Source organism: Dactylosporangium maewongense (genome assembly GCF_039531485.1).
In the GTDB taxonomy this organism is placed as follows: domain Bacteria; phylum Actinomycetota; class Actinomycetes; order Mycobacteriales; family Micromonosporaceae; genus Dactylosporangium; species Dactylosporangium maewongense.
Map to the genome: position 1 here is coordinate 278,169 of NZ_BAAAQD010000008.1, position 26,974 is coordinate 305,142.

A 26,974-nucleotide genomic window follows, 5' to 3' on the forward strand; every position below is an offset into this window, starting at 1 on the left:
CTCGTCACGTTTGGCGAGGTATGAAATCGGGGGGCACCGAGTGTCGCAAGCGTTGGTACAGCAGGATCGCCGTGGAACGGCCCCGTCGACGTTGGCGGTGCCGGACCTCCCACCCGGATACGTACTGCGCGACCGGGTCGTCGCGCAGCTTGACGCAGCTGTGCGCGCGCCGCTGACGCTGGTGACCGCGCCCGCCGGATGGGGCAAGACCGCCGCCCTGGTCGCGTGGGCCCGCACCGTGCGGATCGGTGACGAGGTGCCCGTCGTGAGCTGGGTGACCGCGCACTCGCCGGACGGCGCCGACGTGCCCGGCCGGCTCCGCGGCGCCCTCTCCGCGGGGGATCACGCGGCGCCCGCCGGGGACCTGAAGCCCGACCTCTACGCCGAAGACCTGCCGCGCGCCGTCGACGCGCTCGACCGCCCCCACGTCGTGGTCGTCGACGACGTGCGCGAGATCAGCGACCAGGCCGCGCTCGCTGAGCTGGAGTCGCTGGTGCGGCACGGCATGGGCCGCCTGCACCTGGTGCTGTCCTGCCGGCGGGATCCGGCGTTGCCGTTGTACCGCTGGCGGGTCAACGGCTCGCTGACGGAGGTGCGCACGACCGACCTGTCGCTCACCATCGCCGAGACCGCGCAGCTGCTGGCCGCGCACGACGTCGTGCTGCCGGGCAGCACCCTGTACGCGCTGCACTCGATGACCGAGGGCTGGCCGGCCGGGGTGCGGCTCGCCGCGATGGCGATGCGCGGGCACCCGGAGCCGGAGCGGGTCCTCGACGACGGCGGCGCCTACAGCACCGCCGTCGGCGACTTCCTCACCGGCGAGGTCATCGAGACGCTGCCCGCCGACACCCGCCGGCTGCTGCTCGACACGGCGGTCGCAACGCGCCTCAACGCCGGCCTGGTCGAGGCGATCACCGGCCGCGACGACGGCGCGCGGGTCCTCGCGGAGCTCAAGGGCTCCAACGCCTTCCTGACCCGCAACGCCGGCCCCGGCGGCTGGTACCGCTTCCACCCGCTCTTCGCCCGCACCCTGCACTCCGAGCTGCAGCGCCGCAACCCCGAACGCGTCGCCGAGCTGCACCGCCGGGCGGCCGCGTGGCACTCGACCTACGGGATCCCGGCCGAGGCGATGCGGCACGCGCTGCTCGCCGAGGACTGGACCGGCGCCGTCGAGACGCTGGACCGGCACTGGCCGGACATCGTCGGCGGGGTCCGCTACGACCGCCCCCACGAGGCCGCGCCGCACCCGCCGGCCGGCGACGAGCACGCGGACCCGCGGCTGGCGCTGGCCTTCGCCGCGGAGCGCCTGCGGGTCGGCGACCTGGAGGGCACCCGCGACTACCTGCGCCGCAGCAACCGCGCCGCCGACACCCCGCCCACCTCCAGCACCGGCCCCACGAACCCGACCGCCCCGACCGCGACCGGCCCGACCGCGACCGGCCCGACCGCGAGCAGCCCAACCACCACCGGTCCGGCTGCGAACGGGACGACCACGACGGCTACGAACCCGACCGGCCCGACCGCGACCGGGACGTCCGCAACAGGGACGCCCGCGACCGGCACGAACGGCCCCACGACCTCCACGCCCGCCAGCACCACCGGCACGACCTCGACCGGGCCGGCCGCCACCGCCACCAGCGGTGGGGGCGCCGGAACCACGGACGCGCCCGGCAGAGACGGCGGCAACAGCCCCGCCGGCGGCGCCGGAGCCACCAGCACCAACGGTACGAACGGCGGCAACGGCAACGGCGAGACCGCGCCGGCGAGCGCGACCACCACGAACACCGGCACCGCGTTCGTCACGAACACGAACGGCACGAACGGGATCGTCACGAACGCGTCCGGCGGAGACGGCGGCAAGAGCACCGGCACCGGGCCCGCGAACGTGGCCGCCACCGGCGGCTCCGCGGGAGGGACCTCCGCGAGCGGTCCGGCCGGCATGAACCGCGCGGCGTACGGGATGGGCGCGAACGGACCGACCGGCAACGTCGGCGCGACCGTCGGGCGCTCCGGGCCGGCCGGGTCTGGTGTGCCGGCCGCGCTGCACGTCCCGGCCGCGAACGGTGGCGGTGCGACGGCCGTGATGACCGCGCCCGCGCCGAGCGGGACGTCCGCCGGTACACCCGCCGCTGGACCGGTCGCGGCAGCCGGCGGCACATCGAAGGAGCCCGCCGCGGCCAAGGCGCCGGCCCGGGTCAGCGCGCGGATGATGGCCGGGTTCATGGCCGCCGAGGCGTGGCTGTCCGGCGACCCGCGCAGGACGCTCGCCGCCCTCGGGGAGCTCAACCGGCCCGAGGACCAGACCGACGAGGTCCGGGCACTGTCCATGTTGGACGAAGGCGCGGCCCGGCTACGGCTGGGTGAGCTCGCCGCCGCCGGGTCTCCCCTGCACGGGGCTCTGGTGCTCGCCCAGCGCACAGGCATGGCGCAGACGCAGGTGTGCGCCGCGGCGCAGCTGTCGGTGCTGGAGGCGGCCCGCGGCAGGCTGCGGGCGGCGGCTCGGCTCGGCCGGCAGGCGCTGGTGACCGCGGACCGCTTCGGCATCACCGACGCGACCGACCTCGGCTGGGTCCGGATGGCCCTGGCCAGCGTGTACGGCGAATGGGACCGCATCGCGGAGGCCGACCGGCTCCTCGACGAGGGCCTCGACCTGGCCGCCGGCGACCCCGACCTGCTCGTCGCGATCGCGACGGTGCGGGCGAAGCTCCGCCACGGCTCGGGCCGGCTCGCCGCCGCCCTGGAGGTGCTGCACACCGCCCGCCGCGAGCTCGGTGGCGCGCCGCTCACGCCCAGCGTGGAGCGGGCCCTGGCCCTGACGGAGGCGGAGCTGCGAATCAGCGGCGGGGACCTGGGCGCGGCCCGGCGACTCGTCGCGACCGGCGGCGACCCGGACGTGTACCCGGGATGGGCCGCCTGTGTCGACGCGTCGGCGGCGCTGGTCGAGGGCAAGGCTGCCGCCGCCGCGTCGACCGCCCAGCAGTACGCGACCCCGTCGGTGGACACGGCGCTGACCTGGACCGTGCACGCCGCGATCCTGACGTCCCTCGCCGGCCGGGCGCTCGGCGACCGCAACCGGGTGCTGCGCGGCCTGGAGGTCGCCCTGGACATCGCGGAGGAGGAGAGCTTCCGCCGGCCGTTCCTCGTCGGCGGGCACCCCGTCCGGGACCTTCTGGCCAACTTCGCGCCGCTGCTGCCCGTGTACCACCCCCTCGCGGCCGAGCTGGCCGCCGGATCGTCGCCGCTGGCGGGCGGCGGGCGGGGCGCCGACGGCAGCCTCGTCGAGCCGCTCACCGAGCGGGAGCTGACGGTGCTGCGGTACCTGCAGGGCACGATGTCCAACCTGGAGATCGCCTCGACGCTGTACGTGTCGGTCAACACCGTCAAGACGCACGTCAAGAACATCTACCGCAAGCTGCACGCCGGCCGTCGGCGCGAGGCCGTCGAGCGGGCGCGGGAACTGCGGCTGCTGTGATGCTCGTCCGGGCCGTCGACGAGGGAACCGGACCGGCGACGGCCGCAACGCACCGCTGTGTCTGGGCGGCGCTCGCGGCCACCGTCGCCTGGCCGGCGCTCAACGTCGGCGGCGTCACCCACCCGCAGGCCGCCGCCGTCGGGGTCGGCCTGCTCACGGTGCTGCCGCTGCCGGGGCCGGCGCTGGGCATCGCGTTCGCCGCTGGGCTGGTCCTGATGACCGGCCAGCCATTCGCACCGCTGTTCGCCCTGGCCGCCGCGTCGCTGATCGCGCTGGTGGGCGTGCCGGCGCAGCACCTGCCGGGCTGGATGGGGCCGCTGTCGCTGCCGACGCTCGGGGCGACGGCCCTCTTCGCCGGGCTCGTCGCCGGACTGCCCGGGGTCCTTGCCGGACTGCTGCTGGCGAGCGCCACCTCGGCGCTGATCCGGCGTGCTTGAGTACCTCCGCGGGCGGCGTACCGCGATCGTGCGCCAGCAGGCGGGCGCGGCGCAACGGGCCCTCGCCGGCGCGTCCGGGCAGCCGCGCGTCGGCCCGTTCTGGCCGGCCGACAACTGGGTGTTCGTCGCGTACGCGGCGGCCCTCGCCTGCGCCGCGATCGCCGCGCTGGGCATCCACTGGCTCGGCGCGCCGCCGCTGGGCCGCGCGGTCCTGGCCGCGGTCGCCGCCACGGGGTTCCTGCTCGCCGGGCTGCACCTGGTGAGGACGCCGGCGAGCCGGGAGCGGTCGCTGCGGCAGTACCTCACCGACCCCCGCGACCGGTCCATGTTCGAGGAGGCCGCCGCGTACGCCGACCGGATCGTGCTGACCTGGCCCGCGCTGGAGCGGCTCGGCGACCCGACCGATCCCCACGACACCCTGGAACGCACGCTGTGGGACCTCGCGCACGCCCTCGCCGAGCGCGGCGAGCTGCGGACCGCCGCCCGGGCGCTGCGCGCGTCGGTGGGCGAGCCGATCGGCGCGGGGCTGCTGTTCGCGGCCGTCACCGACAGGCAGGCGGAGCTCACGCAGCGGCTGACCGAGGTCGACGCCGAGGTGAGCCGGCGGGTCGGGCAGCTGCGGCACCTCGCCGCGCTGTGCCAGGGGTTCCTGGACCAGCGGGCGGCGCAGACGCGGGCCCGCGTGCGGATCGACGCCGCCGACGCGCTGCTCGGCGCGATCAGCGGCCGGCCGCCCCGCGACGCGGAGCCCGCGGAAACACTGACAGAACGGACCGAAACGGTACTAGCCGCATACCGCGAACTGGCCGACGAATTCGAGTAGCTACCCTGCCGTGGTGTTGAAAACCAGGCTGTTGATTGGTTCGGGGATCGCCGTCGCAGCCGTGGGGCTGTTCTTCGCATACCTGCGGATGGCGTACGCGTTCCCGATCAACAGCGACGGCGCGAGCAACGCGCTGCAGGCCTGGGACATGTTCCACGGCAACCCGCTGCTGTCGGGATGGACACTGTCCGACGTCGCGTTCTACCCGACGGAGCTGATCCAGTACGCGATCGTCCAGGTCTTCACGGGGCCGACCGTCGACCAGATCCACATCGCGGCCGCCATCACGTACACGATGATCGTGCTGCTCGCCGCCGCCCTCGCGAAGGGCCGCGCGACCGGGCTCCAGGCGTGGCTGCGGGTCGGGGTGACCGTCGCGATCCTGCTGTGCCCGGTGCCCGGCACCGGCTACCAGACGCTGCTGTCCTCGCCCAACCACACCGGCTCCGCCGTGCCGCTGCTGCTGGCGTGGGGGGCGATCGACCGGATGCGCGACACGAAGGCGAAGCCGGTCGTCGTGGCGCTGCTGCTGGGCTGGGGCGCGTGGGGGGACCCCCTCGTCACGTTCGTCGGCGCCGTCCCGCTCGCCCTGGTGTGCCTGGTCCGTGCGCTGCGGCTGCCGGGGTCGCTCCGGAGCCGCCTGACGAGCATGGACTTCCAGCTGGCGGTCGCCGGCGGCATGTCGGTGGCCCTGTCGCACCTGGCGACCTGGGCGCTGCACGCGATCGGCGGCTACCACACGCCGAAGCCGCCGATCGAGCTGTCGCCGTGGGACGAGTGGTTCGGCCGGGCGCACATGACGGCGCGGATGCTGGGCGTGCTGTTCGGCACCCACCGGCCCGGCTGGCAGGGCAAGTGGGTCCAGCAGGGCGTCTCGTACCTGCACCTGATCGGGTTCGTCGTCGCGCTGGTCGCCGTCGCGATCGTGCTGCTGCGGACGCTGCGCGGCACCGCCGACCGGGTCGAGTCCATCATGGCGATCGCGATCTGCTGCGACATCGGCGCGGAGATCGTGTCGACGCTGCCGGTCGACCTGATGGCGGCGCGGGAGATCTCGCCCGTGCTGCCGATGGCCGCGGTCATCGCCGGTCGCGTCGTCGGGCCGCGGCTCATGGCCGCCGACGGGCCCACCGGCCGGCGGTTCACGGCCCGCTGGCGGCAGGGCGTGCTGGCCGGCGTGCTGGCGCTGCTCACGCTGAACCTGGTGGCGTACTCGCCGCCGCGCGCCCAGGCGTCCGAGGGACAGGAGGTCGCCGACTGGCTGCAGGCCCGCGGGCTCACCTACGGCCTCGGCGCCTACTGGGTGTCCAACAACATCACCGTCACCACGCACCGGAAGGTGACCGTCGCGCCGGTGATCGGCGACCACGACCGGGTGATCCCGATGTGCTGGCAGTCGAAGACCGACATGTACGACGCGGCGCACGACGCCAGGTTCATCGTCTTCGAGAAGGACCGCCCGTTCTACGGCACGCCGGCGCAGGCGATGCGCATGTGGGGGTCGCCGAAGCAGCGCTTCGACAGCGGCCGCTACGCGGTGCTGGTGTACGACGTCAATCTCCTGGCAGGGTTCCCGCCACCCTGCTGACGCCTCAGGCTCACCGGACGTTTATACAATCGTCGATGTGCGCCGGTTCGTCGTCTGGGGTGACAACGCTCTCGCACGGCGGCTGGTCGGCGAGCTGATCAACAGCTACGGCGCTCAGGTGACGGCCGTGGTCCCGTCGCTCACGCAGAACCTGGCGCCCGAGATCGCCGAGCTGTGCGCGCCCGACCCGTGGTCGATGGTGGTGCAGGAGCGGCGCCTGACCGCGGCCACGTTCCTGCGGCCCGAGCTCGCCGACGCCGAGGCGATCGCGTTCGTCGACGCCAACGACGTCGCCAACGTCGACGCGGCGCTGATCGCCCGGGAGGTGCTGCCCGACGTCCGGGTCGTGCTGCGGATGTTCAACACCGTCCTCGGCGCCGGCGTGGCGTCGCGGGTGCGCAACTGCGCGGTCCTGTCCGCGTCGGAGATCGCCGCGCCGGCGTTCGTCGCGGCGGCGCTCGGCGACAACACCCCGACGTCGATCCAGCTCACCGACGGCCAGCGGCTCGCCGCCGTCGACCGTGCGCTCGCGAACCCGGCCGACATCCGGTGCGGCCTGGCGGACACCGCCGGCGGCACCACCCTGCCCCCGGACGACGCCGCCGACCTGGTCCTCGTCAGCGTCTACGGCCAGGTCCAGCCGGCGCCGCGGCGCGACGGCCGGCACCCGCTGCGGATGACCCGGCTCGTGCTCAAGGGCGGCCTGCGGCGGGTCCTCGTCGGCGTGTTCGCCCTGATCGCGACCGGCAGCGTCGTGGTCGCCACCGTCCGGGACCTGAGCCCGTGGCGGGCGCTGTACGTCACCGTGCTCACGACCCTCGGTGGCGCCAACGCCGACCTGGAGGCCGGCCGGATCAGCCAGGCCGTCGACCTCGCGCTGGTCTTCGCGGGCGTCTCGGTCATCCCGGCGGTCACCGCCGCCGTCGTCAACACCCTCGTCAAGGCCCGCCTGAAGATCGCCGCCGGCGGCCTGGCCGTGCCCGTCGGCAACCACGTGATCGTCGTCGGCCTCGGCAACGTCGGCGCGCGCGTCGTGCAGGGCCTGCACGACCAGGGCATCGACGTGGTGGCCGTGGACCGCGCCCCGACTGCCCGCGGCGTGGCGGTCGCCCGGGCGCTCGGCATCCCGGTGATCCTCGGCGACGCCAAGGACACCGAGACCCTCGAGGCCGCGTCGGTGGCCACGGCCCGCTGCCTCGTCATGGTCACCACCGACGACGTCACCAACCTGGAGGCGGCCCTGCTCGCCCGTTCGCTGCGCGCCGACCTGCGGGTCGTGCTGCGGCTGTTCGAGGAGGACTTCGCCCGGCGGATCAAGGTCGCCTTCGGCATCAACCACTCCCGCAGCGTCTCCTACCTGGCCGCCCCCGCCTTCGCCGCGTCGATGGTCGGCAGCGAGGTCGTCGACACGATCCCCGTCGGTCGCCGCGTCCTGCTCGTCGCGGAGGTCCGCGTCGGCGCCCGCTCCCTGCTGGAGGGCCGCCCGTTCCACGAGGTCGGCGTCGCCGACGAGCTCCGTCTCGTCGCCGTCCAGACCGGCCGCCCCGGCCTCGGCCAGGGCGTCCAGACCTTCTGGTGGCCCGAACGCAACCGCGGCCGGACCCTCGACCGCAGCCACACGATGATCGTCGTGGCGACCCGCGCCGGCCTCGTCTCCCTGCTGGAGCGCGCCGCCACCCGCCCCTGACACCCGCCGGTCACCCTTCGCGGGTGCTGGCGGGTCACCCGGCCCGGGCGACCGTCGAGGCATGGAATTCCCACCTGTCGAAGGCCACGGCCTCCCTCGACGAGATCTGGCGCCTGTACGACGAGACCCGGGACTTCTGGCGGACCTGGGTGGGGCGCCCCACGTACGACGGCTGGAAGGGGCTGGCGGAGACCGTCGACTGGCTGTGCGACGTTCACCCAGCGCTACGACCGGCGAGCAGCTCGGCAACTTCCCGCAGGCGTTCTCCCACCTCGGCCTCATCAACGCCGCGATCCGCCTGGACGAGGCCCTGCGCTGACCCGCGGCGCAGAGCTGGTTCACTTGCCGGTGTGAACCCGCGGCGGTACGGCGCCATCGACGTCGACTATCCGGACACCGGGGGCGCCCGGGGTGCGCTGGTGGTCGCCGGCGAGCCGACGTTCGGCGCGCTGCTCGACGAGCGCGTCGCCTGGCTCGACGACGTCGCCCCGTATGAGCCGGGCGCCTTCTACAAGCGCGAGCTGCCGGCGGTCCACGCGCTGCTGGATCCGCTGCCACCGCTCGACCTGCTCATCGTCGACGGCTACGTCGACCTGGACCCGGACGGCCGCCCGGGCCTCGGCGCGCACGTCCGCGACGCGCTCGGCATCCCCGTGGTCGGCGTGGCGAAGACCGCGTTCCGCAGCGCCACCCACGCCGTCGCCGTGCGCCGCGGCGGCGCGGACCGCCCCCTGTTCGTCACCGCGGCGGGGGTGCCGCTGCCCGACGCGGCCGCGATGGTCGCGGCGATGGCCGGGGCGTTCCGCCTGCCGGACGCGCTGCGCCGGGTCGACGCCCTCGCCCGGGGGCGCGGCACACCTTTCCAGCGATAGTCTTCATATGTAGAGTTTCAGGTATGCCGAGGTTGCCGCACTCGTCGCCACAGACGCTGCACGTCTTCGAGGCCCTGCTCGCCGCGCCCGACGCGTGGCGGTACGGGTATGACCTGAGCCGCGAGACCGGGTTGGCGTCCGGTTCGCTGTACCCGATCCTGATGCGCCTCGCGGAGGGGGCGCTGCTGGAGACCCGCTGGGAGCCGGCGGAGCAGCCCGGTCGTCCCCCACGCCACCTGTACCGGCTGACCCAGGACGGCGCGTCGCTGGCCCGCTCGCGCCTGGCCCGGCGCGCGGCGCAGGCCACCGCTCCGGCGCCGCGCCTGCACCCGCGGACCGCGTCGTGAGCGCCGTCCACCGGCTGGCCCGCGGCGTCCTGACCGTGGCACTGGCGGGCAGCCGCAGTCCGTGGGGCGCCGCCGTCATCGCCGAGCTCGACGAGGTCAAGGGCACCTGGCCGGTGCTGCGCTGGACGGCCGGCGGCCTGTGGGTCGCGGTGCGGGAGCGGCGCCGGGTCCGCCGTGCCGTCGTCGCGGCCCTGGTCGCGACCGCCGCGCTGGCCGCGTTCCAGCTCCGCTCGATCCCGTCGGGCGCGATGGCGCCGACCCTGTCGATCGGTGACCACGCGGTCGTCGACCGGCTCTCGTTCCGGCTGACGGGCATCGACCGCGGCGACATCGTCGTGCTGCGCGCCCCGTCGGGTGTCGGCGGCTCGTCGGGCGTCGGCGGCTCGTCGGGCGTCGGCGGCTCGTTCACCACCGTCGACAGGGTCATCGGCCTCGCCGGCGACACCATCGACTGCGCCGGCGGCAGGGTCCGCCGCGACGGCACGCCGCTGGACGAGCCCTACATCCACGGCGCGGCCACCGACTGCACGCCGGTGACGGTCCCCGACGGCATGCTCTACGTCCTCGGCGACAACCGCGAGGTCGCCCGCGACTCCCGCCACTACGGCCCCGTGCCCGCCTCCGGCGTCACCGGCCGCGTCCTGCTGGTGTGATCCCCGTGGCACGTTTCGGGGATTCGACGGTCCGCAAGATTGACTAACGTTGTCTTCGACAGCAACGGAAAACACACCGGACACCGGGGAGAAATGCAATGAGCGAGTGGGACAGCGGCGACAGCGGCGACCACGGGTACGACGGCGGCACCGACTACGGTCACGTGGAGACCGGTGCGGACCACGAGTCGCTGAACCAGCTGCACGAGGTGAACGCGGCTGACAACAACTACGACTCGAACTTCGGCGTGTACGAGCAGGACTCCGCGTCGGCCGAGTCGACGTCGTTCGACCAGGGTCACCACGTGTCGGTCACGGACGCGTCGGGTGCGCAGTACGAGGAGTCGGACTTCACCTCGTACGACCACAACGAGGCCAGCGCCGACCACACGTTCGCCGCGGAGGGCTCGGAGCACTCGTCGGCGTCGGAGTACAACGAGCTCGAGGCCCTGCAGGCGCGCCTCGACAGCTCGTTCGCCTCGGCCACGCAGCTGCACACCGACGGTGGCAGCGCCGCGCTGGGTGTCGCCTCCAACTGAGTTCGCCCACGAACGGCCGGCCCTCCGAGGGCCGGCCGTTCGCCGTTTTCAGTGACCCAATACAGGGTGCGGCACGTACGGCGCCTCGAGGCGCTCGATCTCCTTCTCGTCCAGGGTCAGCTCGGTCGCGGCGATCGCGTCCTCCAGGTGCGAGAGCTTCGTCGCGCCCACGATCGGCGCCGTGACGACCGGCCTGGACAGCAGCCACGCGAGCGCCACCTGCGCCGGGGCGACCCCGCGCTCGCCGGCCACCTCCGCGTTGACGTCCACGACGGCGAAGTCGTCGTCGGTGTACATGGAGCTGAACGCGTCGCTCGCGGCCCTCGTCGTGCGCCGCTCGTCGCCGCGCCCGCGGTTGCCGGCCAGCATGCCCCTGGCGAGGGGGCTCCACGGGATGACGCCGATGCCCTGGTCGGCGCAGAGCGGCAGCATCTCCCGCTCCTCCTCGCGGTAGACGAGGTTGTAGTGGTTCTGCATCGACACGAACTCCGTCCAGCCGTTGGCCCGGGCCGTGTGCTGCATCTTCGCGAACTGCCACGCGTACATGCTGGAAGCGCCGATGTAGCGGGCCTTCCCGGACCGAACGACGTCGTGCAGCGCCGCCATGGTCTCCTCGACCGGGGTCTCCGGGTCGAAGCGGTGGATCTGGTACAGGTCGACGTGGTCGACGCCGAGCCGCCGCAGCGAGTTGTCGATGCCGGCGAGGATGTGCTTGCGCGACAGCCCCGAGTCGTTTGGCCGGTCGCTCATCACGCTGTACACCTTGGTGGCCAGCACGTAGTCGTCGCGACGCGGGAAGTACTTCGCCAGCAGCCGCCCCGTCACGGTCTCGCTGGCGCCGAGGGAGTAGACGTCGGCGGTGTCGAAGAACGTGATCCCGGCCTCGACGGCACGCCGCACGAACGGGTCCGCGGCCTCCTCGTCGAGCACCCAGTCACGCCACGCGGGATCGCCGTAGCTCATCATGCCGAGACAGATCTCGGAGACCTTCAGCCCGGTCCGGCCAAGTCGCACCTGCTTCATGTCTGAAAAACTATCGCGGTGCTAGGACGACTTCATCTCATCACCGATACCCGGCCCGGCCGCGACGTCCTCGGCGTCGTCGGGCATGCGCTCGCCGCCGGCTTCACCGTCGTCCAGGTCCGCCCCGAGGACAGCGTCACCGACCGCGAGGCGTACGAGCTGACCCTGCGCGTCGTCGCCCTCTGCCGCGCCGCGGGCGCCGTCTGCCTCGTCAACGACCGCCTGCACATCGCCCTCGCCGCCGGCGCCGACGGCGCCCACGTCGGCGCCGACGACCTGCCCGTGTCCGCCGCCCGCCGGGTCCTGGGCCCGCACGCGATCCTCGGCGCGACCGCCCGCAACCCCGTCTCGGCCCGCCAGGCGGTTGCCGACGGCGCCTCCTACCTCGGCGTCGGCCCCGCGTACTCGACCACCACGAAGACCGGCCTCCCCGCCGCCATCGGCCCTTCCGGCGTGCGTGCCGTCGTCGAGGCGGTCGACGTCCCGGTCATCGCGATCGGCGGCGTCACCCCGTCCCGCGCCGCGACCTTGTTCGCGGCGGGCGCCCACGCCGTCGCCGTCGTCGGCGCGATGAGCACCGCCCCCGACCCGGCCGCGGCGGCCGCCGCCTTCGCCGCCGTCCTCGCCGCCGCCCCTCCGTCAACGGCCTCCCTCCCGACACCACCTTCCCCGCCCGATTCCATGACCGCTTCGACCGCCACTCCTTCGCCGGACAAAAGCGAAATGTCGGATAAATCTGGGCGCTTGCGCTTGGATTTATCCGGGGGAGGCGGCGGGTCTCGCGCGTTCGAAGGTGACGGCCTCCGTCCGTCTGGGGAAGGCGGTCTGCCGCGCTCGCTGGGCGCCGGCCACGCCGGTGGGCATGCGGCGTCGGGGCAGGGTCCGGCTGGAGGGGTGGCGTGAAGGTCGGGATCGTCGGGGGAGGGATCGTCGGGCTCAGCGTCGCGTGGGAGCTGGTGCGGCGTGGGGAGCAGGTCACCGTGTACGACCGGGACCCGCGGCGGGGGGCGGGCCGGGTCGCGGCGGGGATGCTGGCGCCGGCGGCCGAGGCGAGCTTCGGGGAGGAGGCGCTGCAGGGGCTGATGCTCGAGTCGATGCGGCGGTGGCCCGGGTTCGCGGCCGAGCTGAGCGCGGCGACCGGGATGCCGCTGGGGTACCGGACGGAGGGGACGCTGCTCGTCGCGCTCACCGAGGACGACCTCACCGAGGTGCGGCGGCTCGTCGACTACTACCTGCGGGCGGGGCTGCCGGTCGAGCCGCTGCGGGGGCGGGAGCTCCGGGAGCTGGAGCCGATGCTCAGCCCGCGGGTGCGCGGCGGGGCGAAGGCGGCCGGGGACCATCAGGTGGACCCGCGGCTGCTGCTCGCGGCGCTGCGGTCGGAGCGGCTGCCGGTGACGTGGGTGGAGCGGGACGTCGAGGATCTGTCCAGCCTGCGGGACGATGTGATCATCATCGCGAACGGGATCGGGATCGGGCGGCTGACCGGGCTGCCGGTGCGGCCGGTGAAGGGACAGCTGCTCCGGTTGCGGGGGGCCGAGCCGCTGCTCACGCACGTCGTGCGGGGCGTCGCGCTGGGGCGGCACGTGTACCTGGTGCCGCGCGCCGACGGGGAGCTGGTCGTCGGGGCGACGGAGGAGGAGCGCGGTGCCGACACGACGGTGACCGCCGGTGGGGTGCTCGACCTGCTGCGACCGGCCGCGGACCTGCTGCCGGGGGTCGCCGAGCTGGCGCTCGCGGAGACCCTCGCCGGCCTGCGGCCCGGGACCCCGGACAACGCCCCGATTCTCGGCCGGCTCGAAGGGCACCCGCACGGGAACGTGTACGTCGCGGGCGGTCACTACCGGCACGGGGTGCTCCTCGCGCCGGTCACCGCGCACGCCGTCGCCGACCTGGTCACCAAGGGATCGACGGATGTGGACATCAGCGCATACGGGGTGGGCCGCTTTACCTGAGGACCGCGCCGGGGTTATGGTCAGCTCGTACCCCACGGGAGTCCGGTATGACCGGGCTGAGAGGGGGGCTGTCAGCCCCCGACCGTCGAACCTGATCCGGATCATGCCGGCGCAGGGAGTCAGGAGTGAGCCGTATGCAGCTCGTGGTCAACGCGGTCGCCGCCGATGTGGACGACACCGCGACCGTCGCCGACGTCGTCCGTGGCCTCGCCGGGGTCGCCGACCCGCGGGGCGTCGCCGTCGCGTTGAACGGGTCCGTCGTGCCGAGGGCCGACTGGGCCGGGACCAGGCCGGTCGACGGCGACACCATCGACGTCCTCACGGCGGTCCAAGGTGGCTGACCTCGGCAACGGCGCCATCGGCGGCCTCAGTAGTGCCGCCGGCGACGGCGCGAAGCTCAGCATCGCCGGGGAGGACCTGCCGTCGCGGCTCATCCTCGGCACCGGCGGGGCGACCAGCCACGCCGCGCTCGAGGCCGCGATCCGGGCCAGCGGCACCGGGCTTGTCACGGTCGCGCTGCGCAGGCTCGACCCGGGCGCGCCGTCGCTGCTCGACGTCGTCGAACGGTGCGGCGTGCGGGTGCTGCCCAACACCGCCGGCTGCTACACGGCGACCGAGGCGGTGAAGCTCGCCCACCTGGCCAGGGAGGCGTTCGACACGGCGTGGGTCAAGCTGGAGGTCATCGGCGACGAGGAGACGCTGCTGCCCGACGCGGTCGAGCTGGTCACCGCCGCGGAGCGGCTCGTCGAGGACGGGTTCACGGTCCTGCCGTACACCACCGACGACCCGGTCCTCGCCCAGCGCCTCGCCGACGCCGGATGCGCCGCGGTCATGCCGCTCGGCGCGCCCATCGGCTCCGGCCTCGGCATCCGCAACCCGCACAACATCGCGCTGATCCGGCAGAAGGTGGCCGTGCCGGTCATCCTCGACGCCGGGATCGGCACCGCCTCCGACGCGGCGCTGGCGATGGAGCTCGGCTGCGACGGGGTGCTGCTCGCGACCGCGGTCACCCGCGCCGAACACCCCGCGCGCATGGCGGAGGCGATGCGGCTCGCCGTCGAGGCGGGCCGGCTCGCACACACCGCCGGGAGGATCCCGCGCCGCCTGTACGCGACCGCCTCGAGCCCGATGGGGGGGCTGCCATGGTGACGAGGCTGGTGCTGTTCACCGACCGCCGGCAGGCGCACCGGCCGCTCGACGAGGTGGTCAACCGGGCGATCGACGGCGGCGCGCGGCTGGTCGTCCTCGGCGAGCAGGACCTGCCCGCGGGGGCCCGCGCCGACCTCGCCGACCGGCTCCGCAGCATGCTCGACGGCGTCAAGGGCCGGCTCGTGCTGGCGGAGGACACGGCCGCGTACCGCAAGTGCCACGACCAGGCGGAGCTCTTCGCCGCGGCCGAGGCGAAGGTGGGGTTCGCGACCCTGTCGCCGATCTTCCCGACCCGGTCCAAGCCCGGCTACGGCCCCCCGCTGGGCCTGGCCGCGCTCGCCAGGATGGCGCTGGTCGTCCCGCTGCCGGTGTACGCCCTGGGCGGCGTCGACTCGCCGGCGCGGGTCCGGGACTGCCTCGACGAGGGAGCCGCGGGCGTCGCCGTCATGGGTGCCGTCATGCGCGCCGACGACCCCGCGAGGTTCGTCAAGGAGCTGATGACGGCGTGACCGGGCCGGAGCGAAGCGGAGGTGGCGGCGTGACCGGGCCGGAGCGCAGCGGAGGGTCGGGCACCTTGGGCGCAGTCTTGAGTTCAGGCCGACGCCGGAGCGAAGCGGAGGTGGCGGCGTGAACCCGAGTGTCGCCCTGACGATCGCGGGATCCGACTCCGGTGGGGGTGCGGGGATCCAGGCGGACCTGAAGACGTTCGCCGCGCACCGGGTCTTCGGCACCAGTGTGATCACCGCACTCACTGCTCAGAACACCGTCGGCGTGCGGGGGATCTCCGCCGTCGACCCCGGGTTCGTCGGGGCGCAGCTCGACGCGGTCCTCGCCGACCTGCCCGTCGCCGCCGTCAAGACCGGCATGCTCGCCACACCCGAGACCGTCGCCCTCGTCGCGTCGTACGCGCCGCGGCTGCCCGGCCTCGTCGTCGACCCGGTGCTCGTCGCGTCGTCCGGGGACCGGCTCTTCACCCGGGACGCCGAGCGCGCGTACCTCGACCTGCTCTTCCCGCACGCCGCCGTCGTCACGCCCAACCTGCGGGAGGCGTCGGTGCTGCTCGGCCGGGACGTCACCGACGTCGACGACGCGATCAAGGCCGCCCAGGACCTCGCCGCGACCGGACCGAAGTGTGTCGTGGTGAAGGGCGGCCACCTGCGCGGCAGCCGCGACGCCGTCGACGTCGTCTGCGTCGGCGGCACCGTCGAGCTGCTGTCGCTGCCGTGGGTCGACACCGCGAACAACCACGGCACCGGGTGCACGTTCGCGGCGGCGACCGCGGCCCGGCTCGCGCTCGGGGAGCCTCTCGCCGAGGCGCTCGCCGGGGCGAAGCAGTACGTGCAGTCGGCCTTGAGCGCCTCGTCCGGCTGGCGGCTCGGCGCCGGGCACGGTCCGCTCGCGTGGGGTCCCTTCTCCGGCCCGCTTCCGTAACCCACCAGGTCCGGCCCGCGGATCTTCTGGTCCGGCCCGCTCGCTCAGTACATCTGCCGAAAACGCGAACAGGTGCGCCTCATGGCGTGCCCGCTTCGCCGTGCCCACAGCCCACGAAAGGATGCGCCATGAAGCGCAAGGTCCACGTCCAGGGGTCCCGCGACGACATCCGTGTGCCGTTCGCCGAGGTCGAGCTGAGCGGCGGCAACCCACCGGTGCGCCTCTACGACACCAGCGGCCCGCTGAACGACCCGCCCACGGGCCTCCCGCCGCTGCGCGCGCCGTGGATCGCCGCGCGCAGCGGCGATCATGGCGGAGAGCGGACGCAGCTGTACTACGCGCGGCAGGGGATCATCACGCCGGAGATGGAGTTCGTGGCGATCCGCGAGGGTGTCGACCCGTCGCTGGTGCGCGACGAGATCGCGGCCGGGCGGGCGATCCTGCCCAACAACGTCAACCACCCCGAGAGCGAGCCGATGGTCATCGGCAGCCGCTTCCTGGTGAAGGTCAACGCCAACATCGGCACGTCCGCGGTCTCCTCCGGCGTCGAGGAGGAGGTCGCGAAGCTCACCTGGGCGACGAAGTGGGGCGCGGACACGGTCATGGACCTGTCCACCGGCAAGCACATCCACGCCACCCGCGAGGCGATCGTGCGCAACTCGCCGGTGCCGATCGGGACCGTGCCGATCTACCAGGCCCTGGAGAAGGTCGGCGGCGACCCGCTCAAGCTGACCTGGGAGGCGTACCGCGACACGGTCATCGAGCAGGCGGAGCAGGGCGTCGACTACATGACCGTCCATGCCGGGGTGCTGCTGCGGTACGTGCCGATGACCGTCGGCCGGGTCACGGGCATCGTCTCCCGGGGCGGTTCGATCATGGCCGCCTGGTGCCTGGCGCGTCACGAGGAGAACTTCCTGTACACGCACTTCGCCGAGCTGTGCGAGATCTTCGCCCGGTACGACGTCGCCTTCTCCCTCGGTGACGGGCTCCGCCCCGGCTCGATCGCCGACGCGAACGACGAGGCGCAGCTCGCGGAGCTGCGCACCCTGGGCGAGCTGACGAAGGTGGCGTGGGAGCACGACGTGCAGGTCATGATCGAGGGCCCCGGCCACGTGCCCATGCACAAGATCAAGGAGAACGTGGACCTGCAGATGGAGTGGTGCCACGAGGCGCCGTTCTACACGCTCGGACCGCTCACCACCGACGTCGCGCCCGCCTACGACCACATCACCAGCGCCATCGGTGCCGCCATGATCGCCATGTACGGCACGGCGATGCTCTGCTACGTCACGCCGAAGGAGCACCTCGGGCTGCCGAACCGCGACGACGTCAAGGCCGGCGTCATCGCGTACAAGATCGCGGCGCACGCCGCCGACCTCGCCAAGGGCCACCCCGGGGCGCAGGCGTGGGACGACGCGCTGTCCAAGGCGCGGTTCGAGTTCCGCTGGGAGGACCAGTTCAACCTGGCGATGGACCCCGACACCGCGCGCTCGTACCACGACGAGACGCTCCCGGCGTCGGCGGCGAAGACGGCGCACTTCTGCTCGATGTGCGGCCCGAAGTTCTGCTCCATGAAGATCAGCCAGTCGTTGTCGCTGGAGATGCAGGCGAAGTCCGAGGAGTTCGTCGCGTCGGGCGGGCAGGTATACCTGCCGGTTGTGTCGTAGGTGGGTATTAAGGTCGGGGGGTGGAGTCCTCAGTGGCGTCGCCACGCACCGCGGTGGTCTGGCAGGTCCTGCGACGCGAGATCGCCGCGGCCGACCACCCCCTGACCGCCCTCGACGTCGGCGGCGGCACCGGTGGGTTCGCCGTGCCGCTGGCCCGCGCCGGGCACGCCGTCACCGTCGTCGACCCCAGCCCCGACGCCCTCGCCGCGCTCACCAGGCGGGCCGACGAGGCCGGCGTCGCCGACCGGATCACCGCCGTGCAGGGTGACGGCGACGGCCTCGCCGACCTCGTCCCGCCCGGCAGCGTCGACCTCGTGCTGTGCCACAGCATGCTCGAGGTGGTCGACGACCCGCACAAGGTCGTCACCGCGCTCGCCGCGACCCTGCGCCCCGGCGGCGCCGCCAGCGTCGTCGTCGCCAACCGGGCCGCCGCCGTCCTCGCCAGGGCGATCGGCGGGCACCTCGCCGCCGCGTCGCTGCTCGTCGCCAGCCCCGACGGGCGCGGCGACACCCGCGACCGGCTCAGCCGGCGCTATGACGTCGGCACCGCCACGGCCCTGCTGACCGGCGGCGGGTTCGAGGTCGAGCAGATCCACGGCGTCCGGATCATCGCCGACCTGGTGCCCGGCAGCGTCGCGGAGAGCGAGCCGGAGGCGCTGCAGGCGTTCGAGCTGGCCCTCGCCGGCACCCCGCCCTACCGGGACATCGCCACCCAGCTGCACCTGCTCTGCAGGAGACACTGATGGGCCCGCTCGACCCCGTCGCACCCCGCTACGGGCAGGCGAGCCTCGCCGAGGTCATGCCCAGCGTGCTGAGCGTCCTCGGGATGCCGTATGAGCGGGACGCCCTCGGCCTCGGCGCCGCCCTCGCCGGCGTCGACCGGGTCGCCGTGCTGCTCCTCGACGGGCTCGGCTGGCACCAGCTCGGCGTCGCCGCGCCCCACGCGCCGACGATCACCGACTTCCTCGGCGGCCGGCTCGGCACCGCCCGCTCGATCACCGCAGGCTTCCCGTCGACGACCCCGGTCAGCCTCGTCACCCTCGGCACCGGCGCCCCGCCCGGCGCCCACGGCATCGTCGGCATCGTGCTCAACCAGCCCGGCACCGACAAGCTCGTCAACCACCTGCACTGGGAGGACCAGCCCGACCCCGCGCAGTGGCAGCCGCTGCCGACCGCGTTCACCCGGGCCGGCAACGCGGGGCTCGCCCCCACCGTCGTCAGCAACCCGAAGTTCGAGCGGACCGGCCTGTCCGTGTCCGCCTACCGCGGCGCCCGGTTCGGCGCCGGGATCGCCTATGACGAGGTCGCGGCCTCGATGCTGTTCGCGTTGCGGTCCTCCCGCCTCGTGTACGGGTATCTGCCCGACGTCGACCGCGCCGGGCACGACTTTGGCATCGGGACCGGCGAGTGGCGGACGGCCGTCGCCGACGCCGACCGGCTCCTCACCCGCCTCGTCGACGGGCTGCCGCCCAACTCGGCGCTGGTCGTGACCGCCGACCACGGGCAGGTCGACATCCCCGCCGACCGGCGCCTCGACCTCGACCAGGACACCCGGCTGCGGGCCGGCGTCGCGGTCGTCGCGGGTGAGCCCCGGGTGCGGTATCTGCACGCCGTCCCCGGCGCGCACGACGACGTCATCGCCACCTGGCGGGGGGTCCTCGGGGACCGGGCCACCGTGCTCAGCCGCGACGAGGCGGTCGCGGGAGGCTGGTTCGGGCCGATCCCGCAGCAGCACCTCGCCCGCGTCGGCGACGTGGTCGTCATCTGCCACGAGCGGTGGGCGATCATGGCCACGGAGCACGAGCCGCTGCGGTATACGAAGATGGTGGCGTTCCACGGGTCGAGCACGGCGGCGGAGATGCAGATCCCGCTGCTGGTGGTGCGCAGCTAGGCCTTCAGCTTCTGGAGTGTGCTCCGCAGCTCCGGCCCCGCGTCGACCGCGTGCTCCAGGACGATCTGGAGCAGCTCGTGCCTCGACGCGGCGACCACCACGCCGGGCGCTCCCGCGACGGGGTCGTCGCACAGGACCGCCACCCGTGCCCGGCGGATCCCGAGCTGGCCGGCCTGGTTGAGGAACGTCTCGCCGCAGGCCGGCAGCGGCACCCTGCGCGCCCTGGTCCAGCCCGCGACCAGGAGCACGGCGAGGGCGCACCGGTCCGTGCCGGGGCGCCAGCCGTCGCCGCCGCTGGTCATCAACCCCCGTGCGATGCAGCGGACGAGGTCCGGATGCTGGAGCCTGAGGCCTTCCACGGCCGCGACGACGGGCGCCAGCGGCGACGTCAGCGCGAGGAGGGCCATCCCAGGAAGGTAAGGCAATCCTAACTTCCCGTCAAACGCTGCCGATTGTCTGCCGGGATCTGGCTTGCCGTTCTTGCCGGGTCTGGCTTGCCGATTTTTGTCGGGGGGTCTGGCTAGAGTGCGGACATGGGGCGGAGCCAGGTGGTGCCGAGGGACGGTTCGGGTGCGGGGGAGTTCGGTCCCGACGCCGACGACACCGGCTGCACGGTGCTGCACGTCGACATGGACGCGTTCTACGCGTCGGTCGAGATCCGCCGCCGCCCGGAGCTGCGCGGCAAGGCCGTCATCGTCGGCGGCGCGGGGCCGCGCGGCGTCGTGTCCGCCGCCAGCTATGAGGCCCGCCGGTTCGGGGTGCGCAGCGCCATGCCCGGCAGCAGGGCGCAGCGGCTCTGCCCGCATGCCGTCTTCCTGCCGCCCGACTTCGCCGCCTACACGGAGGCGTCCCGCGCGGTCATGGCGATCTTCCGCGACGTGACGCCGCTGGTCGAGCCGCTGTCGCTCGACGAGGCGTTCCTCGACGTCGCCGGCGCCCGCAAGCTGCTCGGCCGCCCCGCCGAGATCGCCGCCCTGATCCGCCGCCGGGTCGCCACCGAGCAGCGGCTGACCTGCTCCGTGGGGGTGGCCTCGACGAAGTTCATGGCGAAGCTCGGCTCGACCCGCGCCAAGCCCGACGGCATGGCCGTCGTCCCGACCGCCCTGGCCCTGCGGTATCTGCACCCGCTGCCCGTCAGCGCCCTGTGGGGCGTCGGCGACCGGACCGCCGAGACTCTCCAGCGGCTCGGCCTGAAGACCGTCGGCGACCTCGCCGCCGCCCCGCTCGGCATGCTCCGCGCCGCCGTGGGCGACGCCGCCGCCCACCATCTGCACGAGCTGTCGTGGGCGCGTGACCCCCGACGGGTGATTCCCGACCACGTGGAGAAGTCGATCGGCGCCGAGACCACGTTCGACGTCGACGTCAGCGACCTGTCAATCATCCGACGCACGATGCTTGCCCTGTCCAACAAGGTCGCCCAGCGCCTCCGCCACGCCGACCAGGCCGGCCGCACCATCGCGGTCAAGATCAGGCTCGCCGACTTCCAGACGCTCAGTCGGTCACGGACCGTAGACATCCCGACCGACGTCGCCCGGGAGATCTTCGAGATCTCGTGGGCCCTGTTCACCTCCGCCCGCCCTGGCGAGCGCATCCGCCTCATCGGCGTCCGCGTCGAGAGCCTCTCCTCCGCTGACGGAGCGCCACGCCAGATGACGCTCGGTGAGCGCGACCACGGCTGGCGCGACGCCGAACGCGCCGCCGACGCGGTCGCCGCCCGCTTCGGCGCGGGCCTCGTCAAGCCCGCCAGCCTCCTGCGCGGCGACGGCCTCCGCGGCGACGGTAACGGCGCCGCACCCGCCCCCGACCCACCTTCCGGACCGCCGACACGCCACAATGGGGGCAGATAGAGCACGACTCGACGGAAAATCGGCACGGCCGGACCATCGTCCCGCTTTCCGACCCGGTGAGCCCCTCGTAAACTTGCCAGTACGCAGCCCGACGGGCTGTGCCGGACTGTCGGTCCATCAGGGTCGACCTTCGCGACCGGGGAGGAGTGCCGTGCCGCTCTCGGAACACGAGCAGCGGCTGTTCGAGCAGATCGAGCGGTCGCTAGCCGAGGACCCCAAGTTTGCCTCGGCGGTGCGAGCCACCGACCCGCGGTTCCATGCCAAGCGTCGGATGATCGCCGCCGCGGTGCTCCTACTCGCCGGCATGGCGCTACTGGTCTATGGCGTCGCCATCTCAATCCCACCCCTCGGCGTCGGCGGCTTCGTCGTCATGCTGGGCGCCCTCGTCTTCGGCGTCCAGGCGTACCGCCGCGGACAGAGCACCGACCTGCACGCCGTCGGCGGCACGGCCACACGCCGTACCCGGCAGCAGCGCAGGGGCGGCCTGGTCGACCGCCTGGAAGAGCGCTGGCGCCGCCGCCCTGAAGGCGACGCCTGACCCCACCGGGCCAGGCAAGGGCGCGTCGACACGGGTTCCTCGTCGACGCGCCCGCCCGTCTGCCCAGCGCGCAGAACTCCTTCTTCGACCGCCCCCACCTTGCCCAGCCCGCCCCCGCACCTTGGAGGCGGGCTGTCTCGCTCCTGCGCCGCGCCGCGCCTTGCCTGCGCCGCGTCGTGTCTGGTGTGGGTTGGGCCCTGGCCTGCGTCGTGCCCTGGCCTGCGTCGCACCTGAGCTGCGGGCTCACCCTTCAGATCACCCCTCGCCCACAGCTCACCCCCGGCAACCCGCCCAGAGCTATCCGCCCGGACGTCTTGTCCACGGGACCAGCACGGCGCGGGTCATCCTGTGCCGCAGTCTGGCCAGGCGCGTTGTCCCGGGCCGCAGGCTCTTCTGACGGCGGCCTGTGATTCGGTCGCGGGTCGGTTTTCGGTGAGCCTGATGGTGGGTGGGCGTTGGGTGTGTCGGTGACGTTCGGGTGGGGGCAGTTGGCCGGCACGCTGGGCCGGGGCAGGTGGCACGGTGGGGCGCGGACAGTGGCTTCGCGTCGGCGGCCGGATTGAGGGTGATCAGCCGTTGAGCGCTGGACCGGGGTGCGGCACTCGCGGCGCTGGTCGTCGCGTGGTGGGTCGATCAGAGGATGGTGCCGGGAGTCGGCGGGGCTGGTCGTGTCCCCTGATCGCCGTGTCGAGGGGCGTTGCGGCGGTGAGGGCGGTGCTGGGTGGCGTTGGCGGTTGATCGAAGGATGGTTCTGGCTGTCGGGGTGGCCAGATCCGGCCTTGGATCATCGCGTCGGTGAGTGTCCTGCCGGTGTGGTTGCGGGGGGACCAGGTCATGGCGGTCGCTGTCCGTGCCGGAGCAGGGTGTTGATCAGCGGTGATGGCGGCGGGGGCAATGGTGCCGGTGCGCGGGCGTGGTCGCAGTGGGCGCTGTCGCGGGGCTGTGGCTGTCCCCGTCGCCGTGGCCTGGGCTATCGCCTGGGCTGTCCCTGTCGCCTAGGCCGTCGCTGCCCCGTGCCCGTCTCCGTTGCCTGGGTCGTGGCTGTCCGTCTGGCCGGGGCTGTTGCCGGGCCGGGGGCTGTCCCGTCCCCGTCGCTTTGGCTGGCCCCCCTGTCGTCGGGGGCTGTTGCCGGGCCGGGGCTGTCCCTGTCCCCGTCGCTGTGGCTGTGCTCAGGCGGGGCTGTTCCCGGTCACGTTGCTGTCGCGGTGGGGTGGGTGGGGGTGAAGAGTGGCGCCCCGGACGGGTGGAGGGGTCCGGGGCGCCTGGTGGGTAAGGGTGGGTCAGCGGTCGGCGCGGCGGGCTACGAAGCGGCGGACGCTGATGGCGCGCATGAGTTTGTCCCAGGCTTGGCCTACGGCCAGGGTGGCGTTGCTGGAGCGTTGGGTGGTGGTGGCGCGCCAGCGGCGCAGGACCGACGGGGGCAGGAGGACTGCCAGGATGCGGGTCTTGCGGGTGGCGCGGGCGGCGAACGCGGTCCTGACGTCGTCGACGGCTGAGCGGAGCTGGCCGCCGGTCAGGGGGGTTCGGGCGTAGCGGGCGTGCTCCTCCACGGTGCTCAGCAGGCGGACGCCCTGCTCGGCCTTGTCGCGGAGGCGTTCCTTCGTGACGAGGCGGGTGACCGTGGCGCGGGGGGTTTCGGCGTCGTCGACAGAGACGTTGTAGTCGACCATCGTGTCGACCAGCTCGTCCCAGGCGTGGTGGGCCTGGGAGCGGGCCTCGCCGTCGTCGGCGAGCAGGACCATGACGCCCGGTGGGGCGCCTTCGGGGGGTGGGCCGCCCGACACGTCCTTGGCCGCGGCCGCGGCCGTCAGGCGGGTGCGGCGGGTGCGGTTGCGGACGAGGGCCGGGGACAGGAGCAGCGCCACGACGAGCAGGCTGCCCAGGAGCCAGGCGCCGCCGACGGCGAGCACCGAGATCAGCGTGGCGTCCTGCGTCTCGGGGCCGACGCCGCCGACGTTGCCGGGGTTGTTGCCGCTGTCGCCGGCGGGGGCGGCCTCGGCGCTGCTGCTCGGGGCGCCGCCGGGGCGGTTGCGGAGGTTCTCGTCGGCCGGGTCGATCTGCTCGCTGGCGGCGTTGGGCAGGTACGACGTGGAGACCGACCCGCCGATCGCCTGCGGGGGCGTGGCGTCGAAGGGCAGCCAGCCGTAGCCCGGGAAGTACACCTCGGTCCACGCGTGCAGGTTGAAGTTGGTGAGCGTCATCGTCTGGCCCTGGCGGGTGCCGCCGCGGGCGAAGCCGAAGGCGACCCGGGACGGGATCTTCGCCTCGCGCAGGAGCCAGCCGAAGGCGGCCGCGTACTGGGCGCAGTAGCCGCGCTTGTTCTTGAGGAAGTCGGCGATGGCCGAGCCGCTGGTGTCCGAGCCGGTGCTCGTGTCGTAGACGAAGCCGTTGGCCTGCGAGAAGTACTCGTAGATCGCCTTGACCTTGTCGTACTCCGTGGTCTTGCCCTTGGTGAGCTCGGCGACCTTGTCCTTGACGGTGTTGTTGGCCGGGACGGTCAGGGTGCCGTGCACCGCCGGGTCGTTCTCCTTGATCGGCGCGGCCTTGCGCAGGTCGTCCGGGCTGATCTCGGGGCGGGTGTACTCGACCGTGTACTTCTTCTTCGCCGTCGTCTGCTTGCTGGAGTACACGACGGCGGTGTTCGGGTCGAAGGACCAGTTGTTGTCGATCTTCTCCAGCTTCGTCGGCCAGGTGTAGATCGGCAGGAAGTAGATCGCCAGCTCGTTGGTGACCTCGATGCTGGCCTTGTGGGTGGTGGTCTTCACGGACCCGTTCCAGCCCGGGGCGGCCAGGCCGGCGCTGACGCTCTTGCCGCCGGTGATCGGCTTGGCGTTGAAGCCCTTGCTGGTGAGCTCCTCGAGCACGTTGAAGCGCAGGTAGTACGGGTTGGGGTCGTTGCTGACGTTGGTCACCTTGACCATGTCGAAGGACTTGTCCCGGTTGAGCTGCCCGGAGAGCAGGGCGAACATGCTGACCTGCTTGCCGTTCTTGCCGCCGGGGCCGATCCCGCCGCCACCCGCGCCGGCGCCGATCGAGTCGATCACGCCGGCGGGCATCGCGAACGGCACGAGCGGCAGCAGCACGGCCGCGATCACACCGACCGCGCCGAGGCGCTGGCCGGCGGCGGCGAGCGGCGAGGGCTCCCACAGGTCGACGTCGCGGCCGTCGCCGGTGAAGCGGCGGCCGAAGCGGCGGACCCGGTCGACGTTGTCGGTGACCAGCAACCACAGGAACCCGACGGCGCCGAGCGCGAACGGCAGCCAGCTGGTGCTCTCGGCGGTGACGGTGACCGGCACCGAGTAGATCGCGAGCATCGGCAGGCCGGCGAGGGCCGGGCGGCGCAGCACGACGGCGAACAGGTCGACGACGAGGGCGACGACCGCGACGCCGAGCGTGGCCAGGAACAGGAAGCCGGGCCGGTCACCGACCGGCGTCGCGAACTCGCTCATCTCGGTCGACGCGGTGCTCAGCAGCTGGCCGAAGTGCTTGAGCGTGTCGGGGGAGGGGATGATCCCGATGTACTCCCTGGAGCTCGGGTAGAGCCAGGTCAGCCCGAACAGCGCGGCGACCGCCATCGCGGCGCTCGGCGCCCACGTCGGCGCCCGCAGGCTGCGGACCAGCAGCGCCACGCCGCACATGGCGGCCACGACGAGGAACGCCCGGACCGCCCAGGTGATCTCCTCGAAGACGTTGAACAGCGGCAGCGCCGACAGGTAGGCGGACCCCGCAGCGATCAGGGTCAGGTGCTTGCGCTGGTTCACCGCACGCCTCCGGCGACGCTCTCGGCCGACGCGGCCCGCCAGGCGAAGCCCTGCGACCCCCGCCCGGCTTGTGGCCACAGTGCCGGCAGCTTCGCACCGTGCGGGACCTCGACGACCCGCCACCCGCTGCGCAGCAGCGCGAGGGAGGCGACACCGTGGGCCTTGTCGGCCTCCTCGCGGGCCGCCGTCGGCAGGTTGAGCCACGTCGAGGAGTCGATGAACAGGGCGACGCAGGTCGCGTTGTTGGACCGGAACCCGGCCAGGAGCTCGGCCTCCGCCGACGACAGGAGCCCGAAGATGCCGATGATCAGCCCGCCGTCGCTGCGCCGCCGGACCCGCTCGATGAGCGTGCCGATGTCGCCGCGCTGCGCCAGCCTGACATCGGCCAGCTGATCCAGCAGAGGACCGTCGCCGTCGATCTCGGTCGCGTCGACGTCGACCCCGGCGTCGGTGACCAGGCGCATCTTGTAGCCCGCGTGGCGCAGGTGCACCGCGACGCTGGCCGCGGCGGACACCGCCCACTCGAAGCTGGCGGTCGGTCCCTCGCCGCGGTGGGCGGTGGAGCGCGTGTCGAGCACGACCGTCGCCCGGCTCTCCCACGGCTGCTCCTCGCGGCGGACCATGAGCTCGCCGGTCCGGGCGGTGGAGCGCCAGTGGACCCGGCGCAGGTCGTCGCCGTAGCGGTACTCGCGGGTCGCGGCGTCGTCCTCGCCGTGCACGGCCACCGACCGGGCGCGGCTCTCCCCGGAGCCGGCGAACTCGCCGGCGAGACGCACCGACGGCAGCGGCACGACCTGCGGGATGACGGTGAGCCGGTCGACCGACGGGAACGCCCTGGTCAGCTCGCACAGCCCGAACGGGTCGGTGAGCCGCACGACCAGGGGGCCGACCTCATACCGGCCGCGGACGTCGGCGCGCACCGTGTAGGCCACGGAGCTCGCCTGGTGCGCGCCCAGCTTCTCCAGCACCAGCCGCGGCCGGCTGCCGAGCGCATACGGCAGCCGGTCCTCGAGCAGCATCGTGCCGGTGGGCAGGCGGGACAGGTTCTGCAGGCGGAGGATCACCCGCGCGCTGGCGCCGACCTGCACCCGGTGCGGGTCCAGGGTGCGGCTGCAGGACAGCCGGTACCGGGTGCGGCCCACATACGCGGCGGACAGCAGCGGCAGCGCCGCGAGCAGCACCGCCACCCGGAGCAGGTCGCGCTCGCCCAGGATCAGCGACGCGATGAGGGCCGCTGCGGCGGCGGCCAGGAAGCTACGGCCCCGGGTGGTGAGCCCCCGCAGCGCCTCCCGCATGC

Annotated in this window: 23 protein-coding genes, 1 pseudogene and 1 riboswitch; of the genes and pseudogenes, 20 read left to right on the plus strand and 4 right to left on the minus strand. The window is 73.5% G+C overall.

The genetic code is table 11. From position 1 onward, the window contains the following. Window positions 1-97: 97 nt before the first annotated feature. From ABD332_RS22010 to ABD332_RS22050, 9 genes are all read left to right on the plus strand, one after another. The gene (locus tag ABD332_RS22010) at window positions 98-3,472 is read left to right on the plus strand and encodes a winged helix-turn-helix domain-containing protein (protein WP_344503889.1); all 3,375 of its coding nucleotides are present in this window, start codon (window positions 98-100) and stop codon (window positions 3,470-3,472) included. Next, on the plus strand, window positions 3,472-3,909 hold the full coding sequence (locus ABD332_RS22015; protein WP_344503890.1) for a hypothetical protein: 438 nt from the start codon (window positions 3,472-3,474) through the stop codon (window positions 3,907-3,909). Before ABD332_RS22010 ends, ABD332_RS22015 begins: the two co-directional genes overlap by 1 nt. Continuing rightward, the gene (locus tag ABD332_RS22020; protein ID WP_344503891.1) at window positions 3,902-4,732 is read left to right on the plus strand and encodes a hypothetical protein; all 831 of its coding nucleotides are present in this window, start codon (window positions 3,902-3,904) and stop codon (window positions 4,730-4,732) included. Before ABD332_RS22015 ends, ABD332_RS22020 begins: the two co-directional genes overlap by 8 nt. Before the next feature lie 13 nt (window positions 4,733-4,745). Continuing rightward, window positions 4,746-6,320: a hypothetical protein gene (locus ABD332_RS22025; RefSeq protein ID WP_344503892.1), complete on the plus strand. Its 1,575-nt coding sequence runs from the start codon at window positions 4,746-4,748 to the stop codon at window positions 6,318-6,320. Between the two features lie 37 nt (window positions 6,321-6,357). Next, entirely contained in the window at window positions 6,358-8,007 is a 1,650-nt protein-coding gene (locus ABD332_RS22030; protein ID WP_344503893.1) for a potassium channel family protein, read from the plus strand. A 350-nt stretch (window positions 8,008-8,357) separates the two neighbouring features. After that, complete coding sequence (locus tag ABD332_RS22035; RefSeq protein WP_344503894.1) at window positions 8,358-8,879, plus strand: endonuclease V; 522 nt, start codon at window positions 8,358-8,360, stop codon at window positions 8,877-8,879. Window positions 8,880-8,902: 23 nt separating this feature from the next. Beyond that, the gene (locus ABD332_RS22040; RefSeq protein ID WP_344503895.1) at window positions 8,903-9,226 is read left to right on the plus strand and encodes a PadR family transcriptional regulator; all 324 of its coding nucleotides are present in this window, start codon (window positions 8,903-8,905) and stop codon (window positions 9,224-9,226) included. Further along, a complete protein-coding gene (lepB, locus tag ABD332_RS22045; protein WP_344503896.1) occupies window positions 9,223-9,879 on the plus strand; it encodes a signal peptidase I in 657 nt (218 codons plus the stop codon). The genes ABD332_RS22040 and lepB overlap by 4 nt, the downstream gene beginning before the upstream one ends. Before the next feature lie 98 nt (window positions 9,880-9,977). Continuing rightward, window positions 9,978-10,418 (plus strand): hypothetical protein, encoded by a 441-nt coding sequence (locus ABD332_RS22050; protein ID WP_344503897.1) that lies wholly within the window; start codon window positions 9,978-9,980, stop codon window positions 10,416-10,418. A 48-nt stretch (window positions 10,419-10,466) separates the two neighbouring features. Here ABD332_RS22050 and ABD332_RS22055 read toward each other — a convergent pair whose 3' ends face one another. Then, complete coding sequence (locus tag ABD332_RS22055; protein ID WP_344503898.1) at window positions 10,467-11,441, minus strand: aldo/keto reductase; 975 nt, start codon at window positions 11,439-11,441, stop codon at window positions 10,467-10,469. A 12-nt stretch (window positions 11,442-11,453) separates the two neighbouring features. Between ABD332_RS22055 and thiE the strand changes: the two are divergent. From thiE to ABD332_RS22100, 9 genes and pseudogenes are all read left to right on the plus strand, one after another. Further along, window positions 11,454-12,071, plus strand: a pseudogene (thiE, locus tag ABD332_RS22060) (thiamine phosphate synthase); the annotation flags it as partial. A 269-nt stretch (window positions 12,072-12,340) separates the two neighbouring features. Then, entirely contained in the window at window positions 12,341-13,393 is a 1,053-nt protein-coding gene (gene thiO / locus ABD332_RS22065; RefSeq protein ID WP_344503899.1) for a glycine oxidase ThiO, read from the plus strand. A 25-nt stretch (window positions 13,394-13,418) separates the two neighbouring features. Then, window positions 13,419-13,529: riboswitch (TPP riboswitch) on the plus strand. Then, on the plus strand, window positions 13,528-13,734 hold the full coding sequence (gene thiS / locus ABD332_RS22070) for a sulfur carrier protein ThiS (protein ID WP_344504029.1): 207 nt from the start codon (window positions 13,528-13,530) through the stop codon (window positions 13,732-13,734). (Overlaps the previous riboswitch by 2 nt.) 61 nt (window positions 13,735-13,795) lie before the next feature. Then, window positions 13,796-14,542: a thiazole synthase gene (locus ABD332_RS22075; protein WP_344504030.1), complete on the plus strand. Its 747-nt coding sequence runs from the start codon at window positions 13,796-13,798 to the stop codon at window positions 14,540-14,542. Next, complete coding sequence (locus ABD332_RS22080) at window positions 14,536-15,051, plus strand: thiamine phosphate synthase (RefSeq protein ID WP_344503900.1); 516 nt, start codon at window positions 14,536-14,538, stop codon at window positions 15,049-15,051. Before ABD332_RS22075 ends, ABD332_RS22080 begins: the two co-directional genes overlap by 7 nt. Before the next feature lie 118 nt (window positions 15,052-15,169). Next, on the plus strand, window positions 15,170-15,973 hold the full coding sequence (gene thiD, locus ABD332_RS22085) for a bifunctional hydroxymethylpyrimidine kinase/phosphomethylpyrimidine kinase (RefSeq protein ID WP_344503901.1): 804 nt from the start codon (window positions 15,170-15,172) through the stop codon (window positions 15,971-15,973). A 128-nt stretch (window positions 15,974-16,101) separates the two neighbouring features. Further along, on the plus strand, window positions 16,102-17,640 hold the full coding sequence (gene thiC / locus ABD332_RS22090) for a phosphomethylpyrimidine synthase ThiC (RefSeq protein ID WP_344503902.1): 1,539 nt from the start codon (window positions 16,102-16,104) through the stop codon (window positions 17,638-17,640). A gap of 20 nt (window positions 17,641-17,660) precedes the next feature. Next, window positions 17,661-18,383 carry a class I SAM-dependent methyltransferase gene (locus tag ABD332_RS22095; RefSeq protein ID WP_344503903.1) on the plus strand — a complete coding sequence of 241 codons (723 nt, stop codon included), beginning with the start codon at window positions 17,661-17,663 and terminating at the stop codon, window positions 18,381-18,383. Continuing rightward, a complete protein-coding gene (locus ABD332_RS22100) occupies window positions 18,383-19,531 on the plus strand; it encodes an alkaline phosphatase family protein (RefSeq protein WP_344503904.1) in 1,149 nt (382 codons plus the stop codon). The genes ABD332_RS22095 and ABD332_RS22100 overlap by 1 nt, the downstream gene beginning before the upstream one ends. Here the strand turns inward: ABD332_RS22100 and ABD332_RS22105 are convergent. Then, window positions 19,528-19,938, minus strand: a complete 411-nt coding sequence (locus tag ABD332_RS22105; protein ID WP_344503905.1) for a hypothetical protein — start codon at window positions 19,936-19,938, stop codon at window positions 19,528-19,530. The two genes, ABD332_RS22100 and ABD332_RS22105, sit on opposite strands and share 4 nt — an antisense overlap. A gap of 126 nt (window positions 19,939-20,064) precedes the next feature. On the opposite strand from ABD332_RS22105, the gene ABD332_RS22110 reads away from it, so the two are divergent. Continuing rightward, window positions 20,065-21,378, plus strand: a complete 1,314-nt coding sequence (locus ABD332_RS22110) for a DNA polymerase IV (protein WP_344503906.1) — start codon at window positions 20,065-20,067, stop codon at window positions 21,376-21,378. 151 nt (window positions 21,379-21,529) lie between these two features. After that, window positions 21,530-21,916, plus strand: a complete 387-nt coding sequence (locus tag ABD332_RS22115; protein WP_344503907.1) for a DUF3040 domain-containing protein — start codon at window positions 21,530-21,532, stop codon at window positions 21,914-21,916. A gap of 1,280 nt (window positions 21,917-23,196) precedes the next feature. On the opposite strand, the gene ABD332_RS22120 is transcribed toward ABD332_RS22115, so the two are convergent. Together ABD332_RS22120 and ABD332_RS22125 are read right to left on the minus strand one after the other, a co-directional pair. Beyond that, a complete protein-coding gene (locus tag ABD332_RS22120; RefSeq protein WP_344503908.1) occupies window positions 23,197-25,677 on the minus strand; it encodes a transglutaminase TgpA family protein in 2,481 nt (826 codons plus the stop codon). Next, window positions 25,674-26,972, minus strand: a complete 1,299-nt coding sequence (locus tag ABD332_RS22125) for a DUF58 domain-containing protein (RefSeq protein WP_344503909.1) — start codon at window positions 26,970-26,972, stop codon at window positions 25,674-25,676. The genes ABD332_RS22120 and ABD332_RS22125 overlap by 4 nt, the downstream gene beginning before the upstream one ends. Between the last annotated feature and the right edge of the window lie 2 nt (window positions 26,973-26,974).

Excerpts from the sequence above, each read along its gene's own strand:
- ABD332_RS22015 (WP_344503890.1), top strand. The coding sequence starts at position 3,472 with ATGCTCGTCCGGGCCGTCGACGAGGGAACCGGACCGGCGACGGCCGCA.
- ABD332_RS22040 (WP_344503895.1), top strand. The coding sequence starts at position 8,903 with ATGCCGAGGTTGCCGCACTCGTCGCCACAGACGCTGCACGTCTTCGAG.
- ABD332_RS22050 (WP_344503897.1), top strand. The coding sequence starts at position 9,978 with ATGAGCGAGTGGGACAGCGGCGACAGCGGCGACCACGGGTACGACGGC.
- ABD332_RS22055 (WP_344503898.1), bottom strand. The coding sequence starts at position 11,441 with ATGAAGCAGGTGCGACTTGGCCGGACCGGGCTGAAGGTCTCCGAGATC.
- thiS (WP_344504029.1), top strand. The coding sequence starts at position 13,528 with ATGCAGCTCGTGGTCAACGCGGTCGCCGCCGATGTGGACGACACCGCG.
- ABD332_RS22080 (WP_344503900.1), top strand. The coding sequence starts at position 14,536 with ATGGTGACGAGGCTGGTGCTGTTCACCGACCGCCGGCAGGCGCACCGG.
- thiC (WP_344503902.1), top strand. The coding sequence starts at position 16,102 with ATGAAGCGCAAGGTCCACGTCCAGGGGTCCCGCGACGACATCCGTGTG.
- ABD332_RS22100 (WP_344503904.1), top strand. The coding sequence starts at position 18,383 with ATGGGCCCGCTCGACCCCGTCGCACCCCGCTACGGGCAGGCGAGCCTC.
- ABD332_RS22105 (WP_344503905.1), bottom strand. The coding sequence starts at position 19,938 with ATGGCCCTCCTCGCGCTGACGTCGCCGCTGGCGCCCGTCGTCGCGGCC.
- ABD332_RS22110 (WP_344503906.1), top strand. The coding sequence starts at position 20,065 with ATGGGGCGGAGCCAGGTGGTGCCGAGGGACGGTTCGGGTGCGGGGGAG.
- ABD332_RS22125 (WP_344503909.1), bottom strand. The coding sequence starts at position 26,972 with ATGCGGGAGGCGCTGCGGGGGCTCACCACCCGGGGCCGTAGCTTCCTG.